Raw genomic sequence first — 21817 nt, 5'->3', positions numbered from 1 at the left:
GAACAAGGGAATAAGCCAAGATTTGTCGACGATAAAAGATAAAGAAATGTTAACAATTAATGGCAATCTAAGCGTAGATCAAATGTTTAACCCACAGATATGGGATAATACAACTAGTCGAGATCCGTATTCATACTTTATTGTAGGTGGACTAAATTTGTCTTTGTATGGATTTTCAATGCCTTTAAACTTTTCCTATTCTAATCAAAACATCGGGTTTACCCATCCCTTCACCTTTAATCAATTTGGTGCTCAACCTTCATATAAATGGGTGAAAACTTATGTTGGCTATAATTCGGTGTCGTACTCTCCATATACACTTAGTGGTCATCAATTCTGTGGTTTTGGTTTTGAATTAGCTCCCCCACATACTCCTGTGTCAGTGGGACTTGTATATGGGAAATTTTTAAAGGCAACAGAATTTGAGCCGCCCCTTAATCTTCCCGCATATAAAAGACTGGGCGTAGGCGTTAAAGCCTCAGCATCTCTTCCCAAGGCAAATTTTAACACATCGGCATTTTACGCTTGGGATGAGCCAAATTCCATCCAAATACTACCCGATTCGCTGGGTATTCTGCCAAAGGAAAACCTAGCCCTTTCGTTTGAAGGAGGTGCAATACCATTCGATGGACTTAACTTAATGCTAAGCATTGGCAATAGCATTTTAACTGATGACAAGTTCTCAGCAATTTCTAACGAACGAAAATTCTGGGGAGGTCTTTACCCTGCTCGAAATAGCACTTCGTCATATTGGGCTTATAAAATGGGGGTGAATTACAGTATTCCTCAAGGAACAATGGGTGTTTCATACGAACAAGTACAACCTGGATACAATACCCTCGGAGCGTACTATTTTGTTAATGATCTTGAGAATATAACATTAAATACTGCTATTAGATTGCTAGACGGGAAACTGAACCTAGGAGGAAATTTTGGAGTGCAAAGAGACAATTTGAATGATCAAAAAATATTCGCAAATACTCGTTTGGTTGGCGCAGGAAATATCTCTTACTCTCCAAGTCAAAGTTTAAACTTAAACTCTTCGTTCTCGTCATTTACTTCGTACACGCATCTGCGATCGGTATTTGATCATATCAACGCCACATCTCCCTACGAAAACCTTGATACACTAAACTTTACGCAGGTCAACAGGTCAACCACGTTGGGCATTACTTATGCATTTGGTGATGAAAGTTTGAAACAGACATCAAACATTTCGCTCTCGGGTAACCAGTCGCTAAATAAGCAAGAGGATACAAATAATGGTAACAACCTAACTTTTATAAATGCTGCCATTACTCACGCAATCTCAATCCCTATGTCTGGCTGGAGTTTTTCTGCTTCTACTTTCTATTCAACAAACTCGAACCCTCTTGGTGTAAGCAATACGTTTGGGCCGTTTGTAAGTTCATCAAAATCTTTTATTGACGGTAAGGTTAGGATTACATTGGGAACTGCATACAATAAAACTTGGCTCGATGGTAAAATGCAAAACACAAATATCAATATACGACTAACAGGAACTTGGAATTTTAAGGAAAGTCATAATATAAACTGTTCCGGAGCATATTATCTTATTTCCACAGTAGGGGGTGGACAAGGGGGAAGGCAAGAACTTATTTTTAACCTGATGTACACCTATAACTTTCAGTACAAATATTCCCCTATAAAAGATGGTGAAAGTAAACAACCAGAGCACTGATGAAAAGACGCAAACCTCTCCTTATATTATTTCTACTTGTATTTCAAACCAGTAGTTTTTTTTCATATTCAGCCACTCCTCCATCAGGTTTAGCTGTTCCCAATATTAATGCAACGCTTTTGCTACCTGCATCTGTCAACTCAAATCCTGACACTGCTCAACTTACACCCTCTGCTCTTGAAATGAAAGCAGAAGCACTTTTGCATAAAGTAAAAACAAACAATAGGTATGTTGGCTTGTTAGCCGCTAACCAAGCATACGAACTGCCCGTAGGGATTCAAAAAAACATAGCTGGGGTTGAGTACACAATTGTTCTCGATGATCTTACATTAGACCCAACAGGGGCTAATCTTAAAGCCTATATGACGGTTGGATTTCCGGGAAGTGACAAAAAGTTAGGATTCTTTGCCGACAACGTTCGACTAGGCCCCAACGGTATTGAAACCGCACAGCTTAAACTCATTAAAGACAAAGACATAAGCCTAGGTGCCTTTACTCTTAGGTTTAGATGCGACATAACCAGTATTGACTGGGATTGCAACGGATACAAATCTACTACCATTGGTGGCGATGTAATCTTTCCCTCAAATCTTATTAAACCCACATCAGGTTCAGTTGCCGACAGCGTTGCTATGGGAAGTTTTTTTGCAAACTTCACTGATTTTAATGATGTGGTACTAGGTTTTAGTATGGAACCTTTTGAGGTAAATGGTCTTCCCGATTTTGAATTTCACCCTGGGAATGTTTTTGTTGATATAAGCGATTTAAGAAACCCTCCTGGTACAATTTTCCCTGCTGGATTCTTTCCAGCCAATCAACCTCAACAGCTAAACACCCTATGGCGAGGGCTGGTTATCCCTGAGTTTACGGTTAAACTACCAGCCGGATTGGGCAAAAACAACTCCGAATCAGTTGAAATTGGTGCTCAAAATATGATAATTGATGCCAACGGAATCACAGGTCGTCTGTTTGCCGCAAACGTATTATCGCTAGAACAAGGGAATCTGGGCGGATGGGAGTTCTCTATTGATACACTAGGGTTTACCTTTTTTAAGAATTCCTTCTCGGGGTTCAACCTAACGGGTGAGATAAAGGTGCCTATTTCCGACGAGCAGAAAGGGTTTCGATATGCAGGCCTCCTCGACTCACAATCTAACCTAACCTTTTCTGTTGCTTATACAGAGGAGTTCAACGCTAATCTGTGGGGCGCTCAGCTTCTTCTCGAGCCAAACTCAACAATTGAGATTGTAAAACAAGGCAACACCTATAAACCACAAGCTATACTTCACGGCCAAATGAGTATTGCCTTGGGCAACGACGTATCTTTAGGTACTTTCGAGTTCCAAGATTTAGTTTTAGGAACTGAAGCACCCTATCTTTCAATAGGAAACTGCTCATTACCCAACGGGTTGTTGGCTGGTTTTCCGGTAAGCGTAACACATCTATCATTTGTTCAAGATGGTAATTTAGTTGGATTGGCTATGCAGGCCAATGTGAGTTTTATGGCTTCGGCAGAGAGTGGATTTGGGGGAGATGGCTCTTTTACTATCTGGGCGGAGCGAACATCCTCGAGCGGCAAAACAAAATATCAATATAAAGAGACCCAAGTTAGTGGAATTTCAATTAATGTAGATCAGGGTGGCTTTGAGTTTAACGGATCAGTAGCATTCTACCAAGAGCACGCTATTTATGGGAAAGGCTTTAGGGGAATGATAAACGCCAAGTTTACACCTGGCATAAGTGTGAATGCCTCTGCACAATTTGGTTGTGTTAATGGTTATAGGTACTGGTATGTAGATGCTCTAGCTTCGCAATCAGCTGGCATTCCAATTTTTACGGGTGTGGCAATTTATGGATTTGGTGGCGGAGTTTCATACAAAATGAAGCAAACGGAGCCCAGCTCGTACTCAATACCCACAGGCAATCATACCTCAACAGATAACTCCACATCGCCCGGAATAGTCTTCTCCGGAGCTACCTATGTCCCAAACGAAACATATGGCTTGGGTCTTAAAGCATCTGTGGTTCTTGGAACTCATCCTAACCCAAAGGCAGTAAATGGTCAAGTATCTTTTAGAATCCAGTTCTACTCAAGCGGTGGAATTGAATCGATTCGATTCCAGGGGGAGGCCTGTATGGCTTCTGACCTGAGGAGTAGCCCCAGTTCTGCCCCCTTGAGGTTATCAATGGATATTGCGTACAATTTTACCAATAAAGACCTATACGGCGTTAATGAGGCTTATGTAAATCTAGGTGTTGTAAAAGGGACTCATGCTAACAACAAGGCGGGTTCGGTTATATTCAGGTTTAACCCCAGCGAGTGGTACGTACATATGGGCACCCCAGACTCACGAATCGGGCTTAAAGTATTCAACTCCATAAACTTTGCCAGCTACCTCATGGTGGGAACAAATATTCCGCCTTTCCCTGCCCCCCCCAGTAACGTCTCCAATAAGGTTACTGGAACCAATGTCCAATCATTTGAGGAGGGGTTAATATCTACGGGATCTGGTTTTGCCTTTGGAAGTTCATTTAATATGGATACAGGCGAGGAAAAATTTCTAATTTTTTATGGTTCATTTAGCCTGTATACCGGGTTCGACATTATGCTTAAGGACTACGGAACAACTGCATTTTGCGAAGGATTCCCACCACCAATTGGTGTTAATGGATGGTACGCGATGGGCCAAGCCTATGCTTTTATGTCTGGTAAAATTGGGGTAGAATTTAAACTCTTCGGTAATCATCGCAAAATGGATATCCTTGCCATATCCGCATCAGCGCTGCTTCAGGCTAAACTGCCAAACCCTATTTACTTTAAGGGACATGCAGGAGGAAGTTACAATATTTTAGGAGGATTAGTTAAAGGGCAATGTAATTTCGAGTTCTCTGTGGGTGATAATTGTGTGGTAAAGGGTGCCGACCCGCTAGGAAATATATCAGTAATTGCAGATATATCACCATCCTCTGGCAATACAAATGTTAGCGTATTTGTTACTCCACAGGTAGCTTTTAATATGCCCCTTAATGAACCATTCCAATTAGTTAACGAAAATAACGAAACACAAACCTTTAGAATTGTTTTGTCGCATCTTCAGGTGTTAATTAATAACTCACAGGTTCAGGGCAATACTGTTTGGAATAGTACAAACGATGTTGTATCATTCGAAACAGTAGATATTTACCCCAGTTTTACTGATGTTAATGTAAAGGTACGAGTAGTATTCCAGCGCATGAACAATGGTAAGTGGAATGACTATATGGTTGGTGGGCAAACGCAGCGTGAGGAGCAATCGATAACCTTTACAACAGGCGAAAGACCCGATCATATCCCTTCGGAGTGCATTGTTTATACATACCCCGTTGCAAACATGATGAACTTCCACTGGCGCGAGCATAGCACCGGGTACATTAAGCTTACCCATGACTTTAGCTACTTACTCAGTTCAGAACGCGACTGGCAAGGGGTGGTAATATTTGAAGGGGAAAATCCTAATATAAGGTCAAACTATACATATAGTAGTTCCGACACCAAAATAACCTTCCCAATTCCTCAAAATTTATCGTCGCAAATGGTTTACAGCATTAGGGTAAGCAAGGTTCCCACAACCCAAGCTGTTGCCATCGATGCTAATGTTGAGCGAACTCTAGCTATCCAAACCGAAGCTGTGGAGCTAACGCAAACCAATATTGAGGGGGAAAGGGAGGTTGAACTTGAAAGAGTGCTGTTCCAGCTAAAAGCGAGGACTAGCTTGTATGCAACATTTTCAGCTAAGCTTGACGATATGCAGCTCTCCGGCACAGCAATGCAAATTGTAACTACCGGCATTCATAACCTTGTGAAGTTTGCCGATCTAACAGAACGATTAGATAATTTTGAACTATATGGAGACATTAACAACCGCCTTATTCAGCTCGATATTAACCTCGATAATAATGTTTGGTATAATGATTACATCAAGCCGCTGGTATATCAAGGTTACCCAAGGCACTCTGGACTAAAAATTACTTGGCGCGATGTGGCTGAGTTTGGTGTACCCCCATTCAAGGCTGTTATTTGTTACCAAACAGCTAACACCTCCAGCGTTGGCAACATTTCCATTGGAACAAATTACTCATACCCTGGAGCATCAATTGGGATAATGTTTACAGGTGTAGTTGTAATGAACCAAGATTATCAGGATTTAAAAAACAAGGCTGCAGTGCTATACAGCCCTTCGGCACCAAACCAAGTTTTTCTTAATCTAATTAACGGATACTTTTATCCCATTTTCACAAACTTACAATATACCTCAACCTTAAGGTATGTGCTGCCGGGTGAGGGAATTGTTACAACTGAAAGAGTGATAACATTTGACATTTAGGATTTATATGGTAAAGCGTATATTCATAGCAAGCCTCATAGTGTCCCTCTCTCTTGTTTTAAAGGGGCAGGATACTTTAATTGTTAATAGGATTGGGTTGGAGTTGGTGTCGAAACACCAAGATCAAATAGTATGGCTACGATGGGCACCCACAACTCCTATGGCATGGGAAAAAGCCAATACAAATGGCTGGTGGGTTGAGAGGGTGCTAATTCCTAGCTCTACTGAACCCGGCGATACTGCATATGTACATCTGACCAAAAATCCCATAAAGCCCCTCCCCCTTGAGCATTGGGAGCAGCCAAGCGACACCAGCGATGCTGCAGCCATTGCAGCCCAGGTATTGTATGGCGAAACGCTAGAAATTACAAACACCTCAAGCGCTATAACGCTTATGGATAAGAATCGTGAGTTGGAGTCGCGTTTTGCCTTTGGCCTAACAGCTGCTGAGCAGGATTTTACCGTTGCTCAGATGATGGGGCTGGGTATAGTTGACAACAACTTGCTCCCAAACAGAACCTACATCTACAGGGTTTACGCCAATATTTGCGATTCACTTTTTGTTGCCGATACGGCTGGGGTGGTGATTAACCTCAGCCAGAGGTATGAGCTACCAAGGGTTTTCGACCTAAAAGCTCAGGTGCGCGACACCTCCATCACGCTGGAGTGGCCTGCGGGTTACCATAGGGGAATCTACTCAACCTATAGGGTTGAAAAAAGTGTTGAGGGTAACCCATTTGAAGCCGCCAGTAGCCTACCCCTTGCCAATCTTTTTTCCAGTGGGCAGAGCGACTTTAACCACTTCTTTACCGACCAGCATTCAACCGATGGCCAAACCCTTTACTACCGCGTTAGGGGTATCACCCCTTTTGGCGATGTAGGTCCTCCATCCGATTCTGTTCGGGTTACTGTGCCTCTTCTCTTCCCTTTACCATCGGGGTTAAAGTATACCGAAATGCCCGATGGTAACATTGCCGTGGTTTGGGAGTACCCTGATGAGTTCATAAACAAGGTTAGTGAATTCGAGATTGTTGGTTCGGTTGCCTATGGTGGCCAACCTAAAAAGTTGGGGAGCTACACCCCCAGCTCACGTGGGGGGCTAATTTCCGCACCCACCTCAGAGCTCTATGTTGCAGTTGTGGCATTGGGTAACGATGGCACAAGGCGAAACAGCTACCCCATGATGGTGCAATTGGCCGATTCCATTCCACCCGCTCCTCCCCAAAATCTCCACGGGTTAATAACCAAGGAGGGCACCGCCAAGGTGGAATGGCAGTGGGGTACCGAATTCGACCTGTTCGGCTACCGGGTATACGCTGCGGTTAACCCAAAGGCTGAGTTTACGCTGGTATCAAACGACTTTGTGCGCGATAGCTCGTATAGCTGGAGTATTCCTCTTAATACCCTATCGCGTAGGCTATACGTTAGGGTTATGGCCTACGACTACCGCTACAACTACTCGGGGTTCTCCGAAATGCTTACGCTCACCATCCCCGATACCATTGCCCCCTCAGCCCCAGTGCTTAGAACCTGTGAGCAAACAGCAGAGGGCGTAAGGTTTTTATGGGTGCCATCGAGTTCAAGCGATGTGGCAGCCCATGCCCTAATATACAAATTGGCCGATGGGCTAGAGCAGGACACCATAAAACTCTTTAAGGAGAAGCAGAATAGCTACACTTGGGATAAGCCCAAGGAGGGTATTTGGAACTTTGTGGTGGCTGCCATTGACTCATCGGGTAACTCAGCGCACTCCACCCAGCACTTTCAGCTAAACCTAAAGGGGATGGGCTTTGCCAGCTTCGTGCCAAGGCTAGCTGCTACCAAAAACCTGGCCAAAGGTCAGGTTGAGCTGAGGTGGAGCACGCACCCAGAATCGGTTAGGACAATAGTGTACCGTAGCGTAAATGGTGAGCAGTATAGAATTTACACCACGGTGAACAGCAACGCCTTTGTTGATGGTGAGGTTACCATTGGCAATAGCTATGCCTACTTGGTTCGATTGGAGAATCAAAGCGATATGCCTTCGATGTTTAGTGAGGAGGTTAAGATTAATTTTTAATCGAAAGAGTCATGAATGGTAAACTGTTTTTAAAAGGGAGTTTATTTGGAGGAAAACACCTTGCCTTTAGTTTTGTAGTAGTGGTAAGTATGCTTTTATCAGGTGTTGCTAGTTCTCAAACAACTCGTGTTTTCTCAAGTTATCCAACTATTGATTTGAGTGATTACCGATTGGTTAAAGTAGATCATACATTTTTATATGGACATGTTTATCCAGAAATTAACGGAACAATTAAACCAATCTTTAACAATATTAGTGGTCGAAAAATTAATATTACACCATTTGAACACCCAGAGGGTAATTCATCAAATTACCTTTTAATTCGTAATGATATTAATAATTTTGAAGTTAAGCTTGAGGTATGTACAGAGAATACTAATTGTCATAGTTCACCTAATTGTATAGACTATAATATAGGAACAAGCAACATCAACATAGTAGCATCAGCAACAAATACTCATCTAGAAATAGGAACAACTCATTGCTTACCTGGGGGGGAACAACAAAATGGATTCTTTCATATTAATTATTCTTACATATATAGTGTATCTCCAAGAAGACCAAATACATTCAATTTAAAGGATTCAACTGACACCTATTGGATTGATAAAATAACAGAGGGTAGTAGTATTAAATTTGAACTAGGACATGAAATAGATACAATAAATGAATTTATAGTTCATGTAAGTTTAGATGGTAAACAGACTTGGATCCCCGTTGCGCTAAAAAGCCCACATAACGGTTCTACCTACGGGATTAAACAATTATCTAATATTACAGGACCAAATAATGGAGGCGGAAGAGAAATTTACTTCAGAGCCCGTAGCTATGTTGGCCCTGATCTAATAGTTGGCAGAAGCTACGGTTACCTAGAAAAAAGCATTGTTGTTTTTCCAAAGCCTACTTGTGCTGATATTCCTGCTCAATATTACTGTTCTAATTCTAATGGTATTGATACAATCCAAGTAAAATCAATATCGTCATCTAATGAAGTAGAAGGTGTAGTGGTGAAAATTGAAGCGTATGATGACGAACACAGCAGATATCTTGCTATTCCAGAATGGGATTCAGTATACGTACAGCGCCCTTTTGGAGTAGATGGTAAATCGATAAACTTAGTAGGTAATAGTATAGGCCGGGGCAATTACAGAATTGTTCTTGAAAACGTGTTTAAAAATGGGAACAACACCTTTCAAAGTGGGCATAGCTTCTATAATTTTGAGGTGAAGCAGAGGGCTGAACTAGCCCAATTTATTGAAGTTTCTCATAATCTTGATTGTAACTATTCCAATGTACCAGTTAACCTTTATAACAATGAGCCCGGGCGACCCAAAAATATTACATTAGAATTATGTGACAGCGAATATAATAACTGTAATACTATAACAGACCCAACCAATTTTAATGTTTCTCCAGGCACATACTACCTTAAGGCATACTATAACGAATCTCCTGTCTGCGTTGAAAATATACCTGTCACAGTTACAAACAAATACCCACAAATAACAATAAACGGTATTGAAATTACCTATGGCTGCCCAGGGCATAACGACATTTTTAAACTATCTGACAACAACAACAATTACGATATTATTGTTGGTGATGGTTCCTCGCCTTACCTAATAAAATATAAAGTTGGTAGTAGTCCGAATTGGTACTCGCCAGGTTCAGAAATTTCCTCTGAAGTTATAGGAAACGTAGTAAATAATGAGGTCACAGTTACTGTTGGTGTATTTGTTGGTGAAATACTTAAATGCTCTTATACAAAAGGGGTTACCTACACCCCCCGTCAACCCATTTATTTCTCGGTAGACAAAGAAGATGTGAGGTATTGTAATGAAGCCAATAATGGCAAGATTACCTTGACCACTCCAAACAATGCAATTTTCCCTTGTGATATAAGATTAAATGGAGGTAATCCTGTTAAATGGAACGACGAACAAAGTCCTTTCACAATTGACAAATTGTCCATTAGAAATTATACAATTACTCTTACTGATAACACTGGCTGTGTATCTATTAAAGATACAATTATTGATTTCACTGGTTCCCCCTTTTCAATAAAATCTGTTACAACTAGTGATGTAACCCCCTGTTCTTATAGTACAAACGGTCAAATTATCGTAACCGTAGAAGGAGATGGTTCTGATTCATTTCAGGTGTCAAAAGACAAGATTAAATGGGACGACTCAAACACTATCTCTAACCTTGGTAAGGGAACCCACACTGTTTGGGCTAGACCCAAAGAGATAGATGGCTGCAAGTTAAGTGATACTGTTTTTGTCGATGGTCCCAAAAAAATAATCGTGTCAAAACAAAGTTCAATTAATCCCAGTTGTAATGGTTCAAATGATGGCTCAATTACTTTAAAACATACTCCTTCTGAAAGTTTAGTAACCTATCAAATTTTTAAAAATGATGCATGGGAAAACTTAGAAGGTAACCAAGCAAGCGATCTGTCAAGTCGCTTATATATATTTCGAGCTAATGATGATATTGGCTGCGAATCTTTAGAAACAGAGGTTTTTCTTTCACAACCAGACCCACTTACTATAGTACTTGAAAACCCAGAAAACCCAAAATGCCACGGGGAGAACGGTTCAATAACATTTAGCTGTTCAGGAGGCACACCGGGATCATCGGGCTACAACTATGCCATAACTGGAAACAATGGCACAAATATCTCAGGTAGTACATTATCAGGTAAAACCATCGAGCTATCTCATGGCGATTATACTTTAAGTATTGTTGATGAAAAAGGCTGTTCTAAAACTGAAGTTTTTTCAATTACTGAACCCCCAAAAATAAACTTCAACTACAGCTTGAATAATTACAACGGCTTCAATATTAAGTGTAATGGTGGTGTTGAATCAATGCAAATCGACATTACAGGTGGTACACCTTTTGACAACGGCTATAAGTTTACCTCCACTTTATACCCTGATCCAATTTATCAATATTCATTCTTTTTTCATGATGAACTTTACGGTGATACAAATTACACCTTTACAGCCGAAGATAAAAACGGCTGCGAAGAGACACATAACATAAACCTTTCTCAACCTACAGCACTAACGTTTGAAGTTATTGATTCAACAAACCCCACCTGCAGCAATCATAATGATGGTGAAATTGAAATAGAGGTTTCTGGGGGAGTTAGTCCATACTTCTTTAATCTTTTAGAACAAAAAAGTGGGAATACAATCACACAAACATCACCTAAGTTCACTACTCTAAGTGAGGGTATATGGTATGCCTATGTAAACGATACTAACGAATGTAAAGCATTAAGTCTTGATGGGCAACCAATTGAAGAAATAACCCTCACCGTCATCAACCCCATGTCTATCTCCATTGACAATACTACTATGCCAAGTTGCCATGGCGACTCCAATGGTAGTATTGAAGTTACCCTATCGGGACGAAATGAGGAGGATAAACTTGTGGAGCTAAAACAGGGCGAAACAATACTTGATTCGTACAGTGGCAATTCCGACAAGGTTACTTTTTCAGGTCTGTCAGCAGGGAACTATACCATTTTGTTTACTGAAGACTCAAAGGTTTGTAGTGTTTCAAAAGAAATTGTAGTTGAACAACCCGAACAGCTAACCCACTCCCTTACCCCTACCAATGCAACCTGTTTCGATAGCAATACGGGGAAAGTTAAGGTTGCTGTTACGGGTGGAAACAAGCCCTACATTATTAGTTTAGTTGATGAGAATATTTCTCCTACTCAAACTACTGATGGTGACTCCATATACTATTTATTTGAAAACCTTCAGGCATCAAATTATCAAATTACCCTAACTGATGCAATCGGATGCTCTGTGAAAAGCCCCGATAATTTGGCTACAAAGGTTAACAATCCGCCTACTGCCCTCGTCTTAACTCTCGAACAACAACCAGCCCATTGCTTTGAAACTGAAACGGGTAAAATAACCGCCGAGGCATCTGGCGGTTGGGATAGCTACAGCTTCTCACTCGATAAATCAAGCTGGTATGAAGCAGAAAGTAGCTACCTTTTCACACATCTTGGAGCAGCTTCCCACGCGGTTTACCTTCGCGATGCCATGGGTTGTGAAGTAGAGCAATCCATTGAGGTTGAGCAGCCCCTTGAGCTGACCATCGATAGCATAAGAGTTGAACCCGTTGCATGCCATGGCGGAAGCGATGGAACCATCGAGGTGTTTGCCAGCGGGGGCAATGGTGGGTACGAATACGACTTTGGTAATGGTTTTGTATTAAACTCAAAGCAAATCCAGCTAATCGCCGATGAATACACCGTTACGGTTAAGGACTCCAAGGGATGCGAAGCATCGCAGCAGGTATCTGTACCACAACCCGATGAATTTACATTAAACATAGATAAAAACATCTACAATGGTGGGTTTAACATTTCCTGCCATGGGCTTACCGATACGGTTTGGCTAACCCCAAGGGGTGCCACTGCACCATATGCCATCTCCGTAAATAGCAATCCTGTGGGCTATTCCGGTGATAACGAAAAGTTTACCATAGAGAATCTTGCCGCCGGAACCCATGCTATAATAATAGTTGATGCCAACGGCTGTGAATACGAGGATAGCTTCTCCCTCAGCCAACCCCAACCACTATCCTTTGACCAGATTACCGCAACCCAACCCAAGTGCCACAATGGCTCCGATGGTAGTATCAATATCGAATCCTTTTCTGGTGGGTCTGGCCTGTACAACTTTAACCTCCTGCTCAATGGAGGAGTAATACAAGTTGCCACCAATGAAACATCATTCAAATTTGAAGGGCTAGCCTCTGGTGAATACAAAATAATGGCCACCGATACCAACGGTTGCTCTATAGAATCGGACTTACATCTGGGTGAACCCACACCTGTGGTTATAGATTCGATAAAATCGTTCCCACTAACGTGCAAGGGCGATAACAGTGGTAGTATCTTGGCATTCGTAAGTGGTGGAGTGGGTTCATACCAATACCAATGGTACAACGCCAGCTTTGATCTCATCTCATCTGTTAACCCGCTTGAGGGACAACCCGCAGGGCTTTACTATCTCAGGGTAAAAGATGGCAATGGCTGTTGGGCCATTAACCCCGAAACTAACGACAACAACTTCTCAAAAAGCATTGAGGAGCCTGCCGAACCGCTTGCAATCTCGAGTTTAACGGCTGATCCAGTTACCTGTAATGGCCAAAGCGATGGCAGAATTTGGGTATCATCAACAGGTGGCTGGGGTAGCAATTATACCTATTCGCTTAACGGGGGTACATACTATTCTAAGAATCCGATTACAGGTACCGCCGCAGGTAACCATATGGTTAGCGTACGCGATAGTTTGGGCTGTACTTTTACAGATACTATTACTGTAACCCAACCCAATGTGCTTTCTCTCAACTTTGAGCAGGTTACTGATATTGATTGCCATGGCAATGAAACCGGAGAGGTAACCCTTAAAGCATCGGGAGGGAACTCGGATTATGCCTATGGTTTCAGCGAAACAGAACTTCAGGACTCTCCCACCTTCAACAACCTTAGTGAGGGGAGTCACACCTTCTGGGTTGTCGATTCGAAGGGCTGCTCCGCGTCAAACACCTTACAAATCGCTCAACCTGAACCGATAGGATTTACTGCCATCAATATACAGCATCCGCATTGTGGTGACAGTAATGGTAGTTTCGAAATTCAACCTCTGGGTGGTAATGCACCTTTCAACATTGAGTGGACTAGTCATAGCTTACCTAGTAGTATGCTGGTAAGTGGTGTTGAAGCCGATTTTTACCAATTCAACTTAACCGACTCTAAGGGTTGCAGCAATAGCTTGTCCTTTGCTTTAAGCACCATTAGCGGGCCAACAATTAGCTCCATTGATGCAACCGAGCCCACCTGCCACTACCGCAGCGATGGAGCCATTGAGGTATCTCTCGAGGGAGAGACAAGCCTAATGAGCATTTCCCTAACAAACGATGATGGGCAAACCTGGGTTGGTACATCACGGGTCGAAAATATCCCAGCTAACCTATACTACCTTAAAGTAACGGATATCGATGGATGCTCAACGCTTAAGCCTGTACAGCTCGATGCACCAGAGCCAATCGTAGCAAACCTCAGCGTAGTACCTGTGCAGTGCCTTGGAGAAGAAAGTGGTTCGGCATTGGTAGAACTTAGCGGAGGTACGCACCCCTACAGCGCTGAATGGTACAACCATATGCATACCAAAGTGGCAATAGGGCTACAGGCTCATGGCCTTGGCGTTGGAAACTACTACGCATCTATTACCGACGCTAACGGATGTGGGTTCACCTCCGACGAGGAGAACACCACGTCAAGCATTGAAATTTCGGAACCTCAGGAAATCCTCTCTCTTTCCATTGAACAGGTTGATTCACCAGTATGTGCCGGGGGTACAAACGGGCAAATTACCCTTGCTGCAAATGGTGGCTGGGGTAACTATCAGTTTTCTGTAAATAATAGCTCGCCCAGTCCAAACTCAACGCTTGCAAATATTTCAGCAGGTAACCATGAGGTTTCTGTTATCGACATGTATGGTTGCAAAACAATGCAAGCAGTAACAGTAACCGACCCACTACCTGTAATTATTGATATTTATAAAACCAGCCAAGTTAAATGTGCTGGTGGCAACGATGGCTCAATTTGGGGAACAGCAATAAACGGAACCTCCCCCTATAGCTATAGCATAAACAATAGCGAAGTATGGAACAACCATGGCATATTCAATAACCTAACCGAGGGAATTTATGCCATTACTGCTAAGGATATTAATAACTGCGTTGCCGCAACCCAAGTAAGCATAACTCAGCCCGAACCGCTGCAGGTAAGCGTTGCATCGTTATTGCCTACCTATTGCGGGACAAACAGCGGTAGTATCCACTTGAATGTAGATGGAGGTGTTGAACCCTACGCTATCCAGTGGGAGCATCTTGCCGAACCCTCAGGTTTAACCATTGGCAGCCTGTCTTCGGGAATTTACACAGCCCACCTTACCGATGCTAATGGTTGCAATACCCAAATAACCCTTGAGGTGCCCGAGGTTGATGGCCCCATGATTACCTCGTACAGCTACACCCCGCCACTATGCCATGACTCATCCGATGGGCAGCTTATGGTCGATTTTACTGGTGTTAGCTCGCCCTTCTACTTCTACCTAAATGGTCAGCAGATTGACTCGCCGGTAGTTGAGGGCGTTGCCAAGGGCAACCATCAATTTGTTGTGATGGATGAGTTTGGCTGTTCCGACACGCTAAACCTTACCATTGATGGCCCTCAGCCCATAGCTCTTGCCTTCGATAACGTGGTGCATCCTCAGTGTTTCGACTACAGCAACGGCAGCTTCGAGGCCCTCGCCACAGGCGCTACGCCTCCCTTCACCTTTGAGTGGTCGCACGGTGTAACCGGCAATGGGCTAGAGAACTTAAGCGCTGGCTTATACAGCGTTCTGGTTTCCGATATCCATGGGTGTGCCGAGGAGTTTACCATTCAATTAAACAACCCAGCACCCATTGAAACTGACCTGCCAGAAGCCGTTGCCCTTTGCCAGGGACAATCGGTTACCCTCGATGCCCAGAACCCCAGCAGCATGCACTGGTGGGTTTCGGCCAATGGGTTTGAGAGCTTCCAGCAGGTGGTCACCATATGGGATGCTGGCGAGTACCACCTTCAGGTTACCAACGATGCGGGATGCTTTAAACAGGACACAATTCGTGTTACCCAGCACGACTACGAAGTGAACTCAACCCTACTGGTACCCAGCACGGCCAGCGTGGGCGACACCATCGTGATCATCGATATATCCTGGCCCGTCCCCGATAATATTGAATGGATAATCCCCAGCGAGTTCACTATCCTTGTTGACAACCCCTACGATAAACAGCTTATCCCCGATGAGGAAGGCGTGTTCTCAATAGAACTCATATCAACCACTGGAGAGTGTCTGGCGCATATGGCCAAGAGCATCACCGTGAGCGGATTTAATCAACCCAAACTCCAAAAGGGTGAGGTTACCCCCAATACTATAATATCGGTGACACTTGCTCCCAATCCGGCCAATAGGCATACTTTAGTTGATGTAGCATTACTAGTAAAGGCCGAAATTACCATTGAGCTAATTAACAGCTATGGCCTTAGGGCCAATTGGGCTAAGCTTGGGGGAGCCGATAGCTACTCCTACCAAATGCCCCTAAACAATATGTCTCCGGGAATTTACCTGGTTAGGGTAACTGCCAACGGCGACCAGAAAGCAGTAAGACTAATAGTATTGTAATAACTAAATATACAGTGCCCTTGAAACCTATATTAAAGCACTCCATAGCCCTTGCCCTGCTGCTCCTGCTGCAAACATCGTTACTTGCGCAGCAGTACCCGGTGCAGGCCAACCTCAACGTGGTTACGCCATGCCCCAACAAGCTGAGCAGCTTCTTCCCGCTCTCGGGATCAAGATTAAACCTATCGCTACTGCTCACTGATATCACACAGGCGGAAGTGCAGGTGAGGCTTTATGTAAAAATTGAGGGAGCTGGCCTTACCATACAGTCACAACCTAACCCATCGCTGCCCGTGTTCACCCTCCAGGGCGGCGTACCCCTTACCCTAGGACAACAAATTGAGCCTTATTTCAGAACAGCAAATCTTTTGGCCACTGGCAATGGTGCATTGCAATTCTTGCAAAACGGGGTGCTCCCCGAAGGTTTCTTCACCATTACTATCACCGTAATTGAGCATAGACGAAATGTGCAGATATCGAACCCCGCTAACACTTATGCTTGGATTATTGTTAATGATCCTCCCCAGCTGGTTACCCCCAGCAATAACCAAACCCTTGAGCCAGGCGGCATACAGAACATATTCATCTCATGGATACCTCGCCATGTGGTTAACCCCACCTCCGGCTCGCAGATAAGCTACAACCTATCGCTTTGGGAAGTTCCCCAAGGCTTCGACCCGCAGATGGTGGTGAATACCCTGCAACCCCTGGAGACCGTGAGCAGCTATTCCCCCAACGTGATTTGGGGACCCGATAAAACCGCCCTAACCCCAGGTAAACGTTACGTGGTGGCCGTTAAGGCCATCGACCCCAACAACGAGGTTACCTTCAAAAACAATGGCTTTTCTGCTGCCCACTCATTTGTTTACGGGCAACCCTGTCTTACACCTATCAATCTTAGCCACTCCAATGTATTCATTCAAACTGCCGATGTGGCTTGGTACGCACTGGGTGCAGCCCAAAATTTCAGGGTAGAGTTCAAAGCCGCCAGCGAGGCCAACGATGCGTGGCGAAATCTAGATGTGAATCAAACTAATACCACCATCAGCAACCTAGCACCAAATACGCAGTACAGCTACAGGGTAAGCGCGGTATGCGGTAGCTTTGTGAGCAACCCCACAGCCAACAAAAGCTTCACAACGCTATCTATTCCCCCTCTCGACAAGGAGTGCACATCGGATATTAGCGTACCCCAAACCGACGAATCGCCTTTGCTCACCTCCCTGCCCGCAGGACAACTTTTTTTTGCTGCTGGGTTCCCTGTTGAAGTGGGCCCAACAACCCAGATTGCCCCAAATACCTTTAATGGTAAAGGCATAATCACCCTTCCCCTATTTAATTTTGGTATTCGTGCCAATTTAAAAGGGATAAAGGTTAACCATTCGCTACAAATGGTAGCTGGAACAGTGGAGGCTGTATATGGCGACTCCCTTGTGCTAATAGGCGCACCGGGCACCACGCAATCGGGCCCCGGATCGGTCGATTTCTCAAACCCCAACGATACCATAATTCTTAATACCCCCATCGACTCGGTGTACATGAACGACGACGGTACCTGGACCGTGGTGGACACCGACGGCGACACCACCGTGATAACCCCCGGCGAGGGCGGCACCCTAGTGGTAGGCTCCGATGGCAACGGCGTGGTGATTATTGATGATGTGGCATACCCCATTACAGTGGATACCGAGGATTCGGGCTCGGACTCGGGAGACGATGGTTCGGGCTCTGGAAATGGCTCCGGAACAGGTGGCCCTGTTACCCCAACCTCCATATGCAGCCAAACCGTAACCTTTGCCCCTGGCGGCACAATGCACCGCTTCGGGTTCGATGCCTACAAGGAGGCCATGCCCCCCGGAACGTACCATACAATAAATGTGGGTGAGCAAACGCTCCACCTGCCCTGGAAATCGGTGGCAACAGGTAGCTCCGACAGGCTGCTGGCCTCCCCCAAAACCGACAGCACCCTCACCTTCACCTACCAAGGCGGAATGCCCCTCACGGGTACGCCCACGCAGGATGGCCACCACGTGTGGACCATCAACCCCCCGGGTGGGGAGGACAACCTGCTGGCGCTCTGCCAGGCCGACAGCTCCGGCAACGCCTCAGTGGCAGGTGGTGTAAGGGTAAAAACCTACGACCTCAAGCGCCACCGCGTGGCCGTGGTGCCCGTGGGCAGCTCGCAGCCGGCCTTCACCAGGGCAGAGCTGCAAGCCGCCCTCAACGCCATCTACGCGCAGGCCGTTACCGAGTGGGAGGTAACCCTGGAGCAGCCCCTCGACGCCACCGGCCTGACCACCACCCTGGAGGTGAACACCACCGACTACAGCGAGGACATGCGGGCCATAATGCGCGCCTACGTCATGCAGCGCAACACCGTGCCCGGCACCACGTACCTGTTCATTGTACCCGGCTTTAAGGACAACCCCAGCATGGCTGGCTATATGCCGCTGAAGAGCAGCTACGGCTTCCTCACCCCCACCGCCACCACCCGCGATGCGGCGCACGAGCTGGGCCATGGCGTTTTCAACCTGCGCCACACGTTTAGTACAAATAATATGGTAAATTTGCCCGAGGGCAGTACCCAAAACCTCATGGACTATTCAGCTGGAACTGAATTATTCAAGTACCAGTGGGACTACATACACAACCCGGAGGGGGGGTGGTTTGTTTTTGAGGATAGTGAGGAGGGGGCGGCACAAGTTTATCCTGACCCTGTTTGCCTACAGCAGATACTTGAGCAGTTCAGATACGCCTATATCAAGGGAACACGCTTTACCCGAGCAGCGCACAGTTTTCCACAATTGGGGAATAGAGCGAATAATATAACCCTCTCCGACGGAAAAACCTATAAGAAAATTAATGCGCTAATTATGAGTGATGTTAACTCACCCGTATCTAAATTCGCTAGCAGTCCGCAAAGCATCTATAAATGGGGTAACGTAATGAAGATAGAGGTTGACGATAAGCATTCCGATTTTTATTCGTATCTTTTCCCCACTGAAGCAGAATGGGAGCAGCAAATGACCAATTTAGTAAATAGGGTGATAGCAGAAAGTGATAAAGCCAAAAGAATTGCTGCTTTGGCCGTATTACCACATCAGGAGTATAAGCGTTTAGGTAATTCTCAACTTTTGCAGAGTATTTCGTTGGTAATGGATGGCTTTGTTACTACTGGTGGTGTCGGGTGCGAGGATAAAGAGCATATCCTCTATCATTTGATAACTAGTCTCAGCCAGCAGGGGCAAGCTGATTTTATTAGTACTTTTGAAACCAATTTAGTTCAAATGGTCAGAAGTTTTCAAGGGGTATATCGCGATTCTATAGTTTTGAAGACAAGCCAATACATTACCCATACCAAAGGAACGCCCAATGCATCGGAGGTTTTTACCTACAGCCAACGAACCGATGGGAGCAATATCAATAGGGTTTTCTACTGGGTCGAGAGCTTAGGAATTAACCCTTTGTATAAAACTGAATTGTCCTTGTTTGGAAATAATGTATCAGTGTCTGTTCGCAATACAGGTTGGTTTTCGGGCAGCACTCATCTGATGTACCTATCGCCCACCGATTTTGTTGGTATAATTGCCAAAACACCTATGCCAACCCTAGGTTTGAACACCGATGAAATGGTGATAATCCCCACCATAAAATTTCACTGGTTGTGCGAACAACGGAATAGGGAGGAGGCGTGGAAACGTTTTGTGCAGGGCGTTGATGTGGCCTTCACCTTAGGCACAATGGGTACTTACGGGGCAGCCAAAACCTTTAAGCAGGTGGGCACCACCTATGCCATTGGCATGGCCATGGATTATACCATACGGCTAGCCATAAACAGCCTTTACTATGACACCATGGACGAGGCCATTGCCAACACCTCATTACTCGATGCTGGTTGGAATGCAGCCAACGCCTTTGTAACCAACCCCAAACTCGCAGCGGTGTTGCCATGCGTGAGGGAGTTTGCAAAGGCCTACTTTGTGGATGATCTAGGGGTTGGCGAATCTGTTTATGAGTGTGGAAGGATATTAATACTCTCTTTGATTACACAAAGAGTATTTCCTTCTAACGGTATTTATTCTAATAGAGTAAGGGCAATACTGCAGCAGCAACCCCACATAACAGTTGCAAAACTAAGGGATGTTGGGGTAGACAAGGAGTCAATGCTTGCCCTAGCCCGATTGTTGTTTGCCAGTACCTCAGACCAAGCATATTTAAATGTTATTAATTCCATTAACGATGCGTACTAATGACATTAGACATTGGTTGTTTGATTTCATACTGGCATCTGTATTGCTGGCATTTATATTTGTTTTTAAATATGAGTTGATTATAGAAATAAGATTAACACCTGGTAGAACACCTCAAGGTGCTGGCATTTCTGCATTATTACGCTCTATAGATATGGTCGGTGGCAAATCCTTTGTTTACGGTTTTCTTGGCATTGCAGCCAGTTTCTTTTTCGCTAAGGGCATGCGCAAATTCATAAAAGAGTGGCGAGCAGATGAACCCCAAGACAATGAAAAGAATAGCCCCGCCCAGCTTATTAAGCACTACCAAACCCTTTGCGATGTGCTGTTAGCCAGAGGCCACGATGATGCCTACAATGAGTTAACCCGCATTAATGTAGGAAAAGGAACTGCAAGTTGGGCAAAAAAAGTAGGAGAAGCATTAAGCGATTTGGAAGGAAATGATCCTGTTGCATTCAAATCGGTGGCAAAGTGGGCAAAGTTTTTTATGGAAATTGACTAACCCCCGCTACCGCACTGAATAGTTGCGAAACCAGAAGATTACCTGTACTCAAGCGAAAGAAACTATGCTGGTTTAGAATCGGTGATTGACGTAATTGAGGTTGACTTTAGGTGGAAAACGTACTTTTAGTTATTATCTTGGCGAAGCCAAAAGAGATAGATACGACTTAGGCACAACTTGTCCCGATGTACTTTATCGGGAGCCTAAGCCGAACGGGGGGCCGTTGTAGGAGGTAGTATTCAGTTACTACTCGAATTTTCAGGAGACAGTGAACTGGCAAAGCGTTTTCCTACAGGATTTATTGAAGGAACAGTAGGCATAATATGCTTGTCTTTGATTGAAGATGAAATCACAAAGAAACGAGTAAATGCTGTTATTAACATTATTGAGGGGGGTGTAACCCTGAAATTTGAAAGTCTAACGGACTTAGAAACCATTTCTAACGCTATTACGATATTACAATTAGTAAAACCCACTGGTGAAATAATAGAAACAGTTCCCAATTGGTTTAGCCCCCTATAAATCGGACTTTTGTATAGATGGTTAAACAAACATAATCATTCTTCTTTACCTTTGCAACGGCAAGGAACAACCGACGGCGATTATCATACCGATGGTTGGTGAAATGTTACGGCGCCGTGCATTTCTATTTCATTCTCATCCTCAACCC

The 21817-nt window shown here is 44.3% G+C and carries 6 protein-coding genes; all 6 read left to right on the top strand.

The genetic code is table 11. From position 1 onward, the window contains the following. The first annotated feature begins 46 nt into the window (after positions 1 to 46). The 6 genes from G8O23_RS14305 to G8O23_RS14280 all read left to right on the top strand — a co-directional run bounded on the left by G8O23_RS14305 (position 47) and on the right by G8O23_RS14280 (position 21147). Complete coding sequence (locus G8O23_RS14305; RefSeq protein WP_166366023.1) at positions 47 to 1702, top strand: hypothetical protein; 1656 nt, start codon at positions 47 to 49, stop codon at positions 1700 to 1702. Continuing rightward, positions 1702 to 6066 carry a hypothetical protein gene (locus G8O23_RS14300; protein WP_166366021.1) on the top strand — a complete coding sequence of 1455 codons (4365 nt, stop codon included), beginning with the start codon at positions 1702 to 1704 and terminating at the stop codon, positions 6064 to 6066. The genes G8O23_RS14305 and G8O23_RS14300 overlap by 1 nt, the downstream gene beginning before the upstream one ends. Positions 6067 to 6073: 7 nt before the next feature. Continuing rightward, positions 6074 to 8125, top strand: a complete 2052-nt coding sequence (locus G8O23_RS14295; protein WP_166366019.1) for a fibronectin type III domain-containing protein — start codon at positions 6074 to 6076, stop codon at positions 8123 to 8125. 1004 nt (positions 8126 to 9129) lie between these two features. Next, the gene (locus tag G8O23_RS14290) at positions 9130 to 16395 is read left to right on the top strand and encodes a T9SS type A sorting domain-containing protein (RefSeq protein WP_166366017.1); all 7266 of its coding nucleotides are present in this window, start codon (positions 9130 to 9132) and stop codon (positions 16393 to 16395) included. Positions 16396 to 16415: 20 nt separating this feature from the next. Next, positions 16416 to 20645, top strand: coding sequence for a fibronectin type III domain-containing protein (locus tag G8O23_RS14285; protein ID WP_166366015.1), 4230 nt, complete (start codon positions 16416 to 16418; stop codon positions 20643 to 20645). Further along, on the top strand, positions 20635 to 21147 hold the full coding sequence (locus G8O23_RS14280; protein WP_166366013.1) for a hypothetical protein: 513 nt from the start codon (positions 20635 to 20637) through the stop codon (positions 21145 to 21147). Before G8O23_RS14285 ends, G8O23_RS14280 begins: the two co-directional genes overlap by 11 nt. Positions 21148 to 21817: the final 670 nt, after the last annotated feature.

The organism is Perlabentimonas gracilis (assembly GCF_011174675.1).
Classification (GTDB): domain Bacteria; phylum Bacteroidota; class Bacteroidia; order Bacteroidales; family Tenuifilaceae; genus Perlabentimonas; species Perlabentimonas gracilis.
This window is presented reverse-complemented; position numbering and strand designations above follow the sequence as displayed.

Coding starts and splice junctions, on each gene's coding strand:
- G8O23_RS14300 (WP_166366021.1), top strand. CDS start 1,702: ATGAAAAGACGCAAACCTCTCCTTATATTATTTCTACTTGTATTTCAA.
- G8O23_RS14305 (WP_166366023.1), top strand. CDS start 47: ATGTTAACAATTAATGGCAATCTAAGCGTAGATCAAATGTTTAACCCA.
- G8O23_RS14295 (WP_166366019.1), top strand. CDS start 6,074: ATGGTAAAGCGTATATTCATAGCAAGCCTCATAGTGTCCCTCTCTCTT.
- G8O23_RS14280 (WP_166366013.1), top strand. CDS start 20,635: ATGCGTACTAATGACATTAGACATTGGTTGTTTGATTTCATACTGGCA.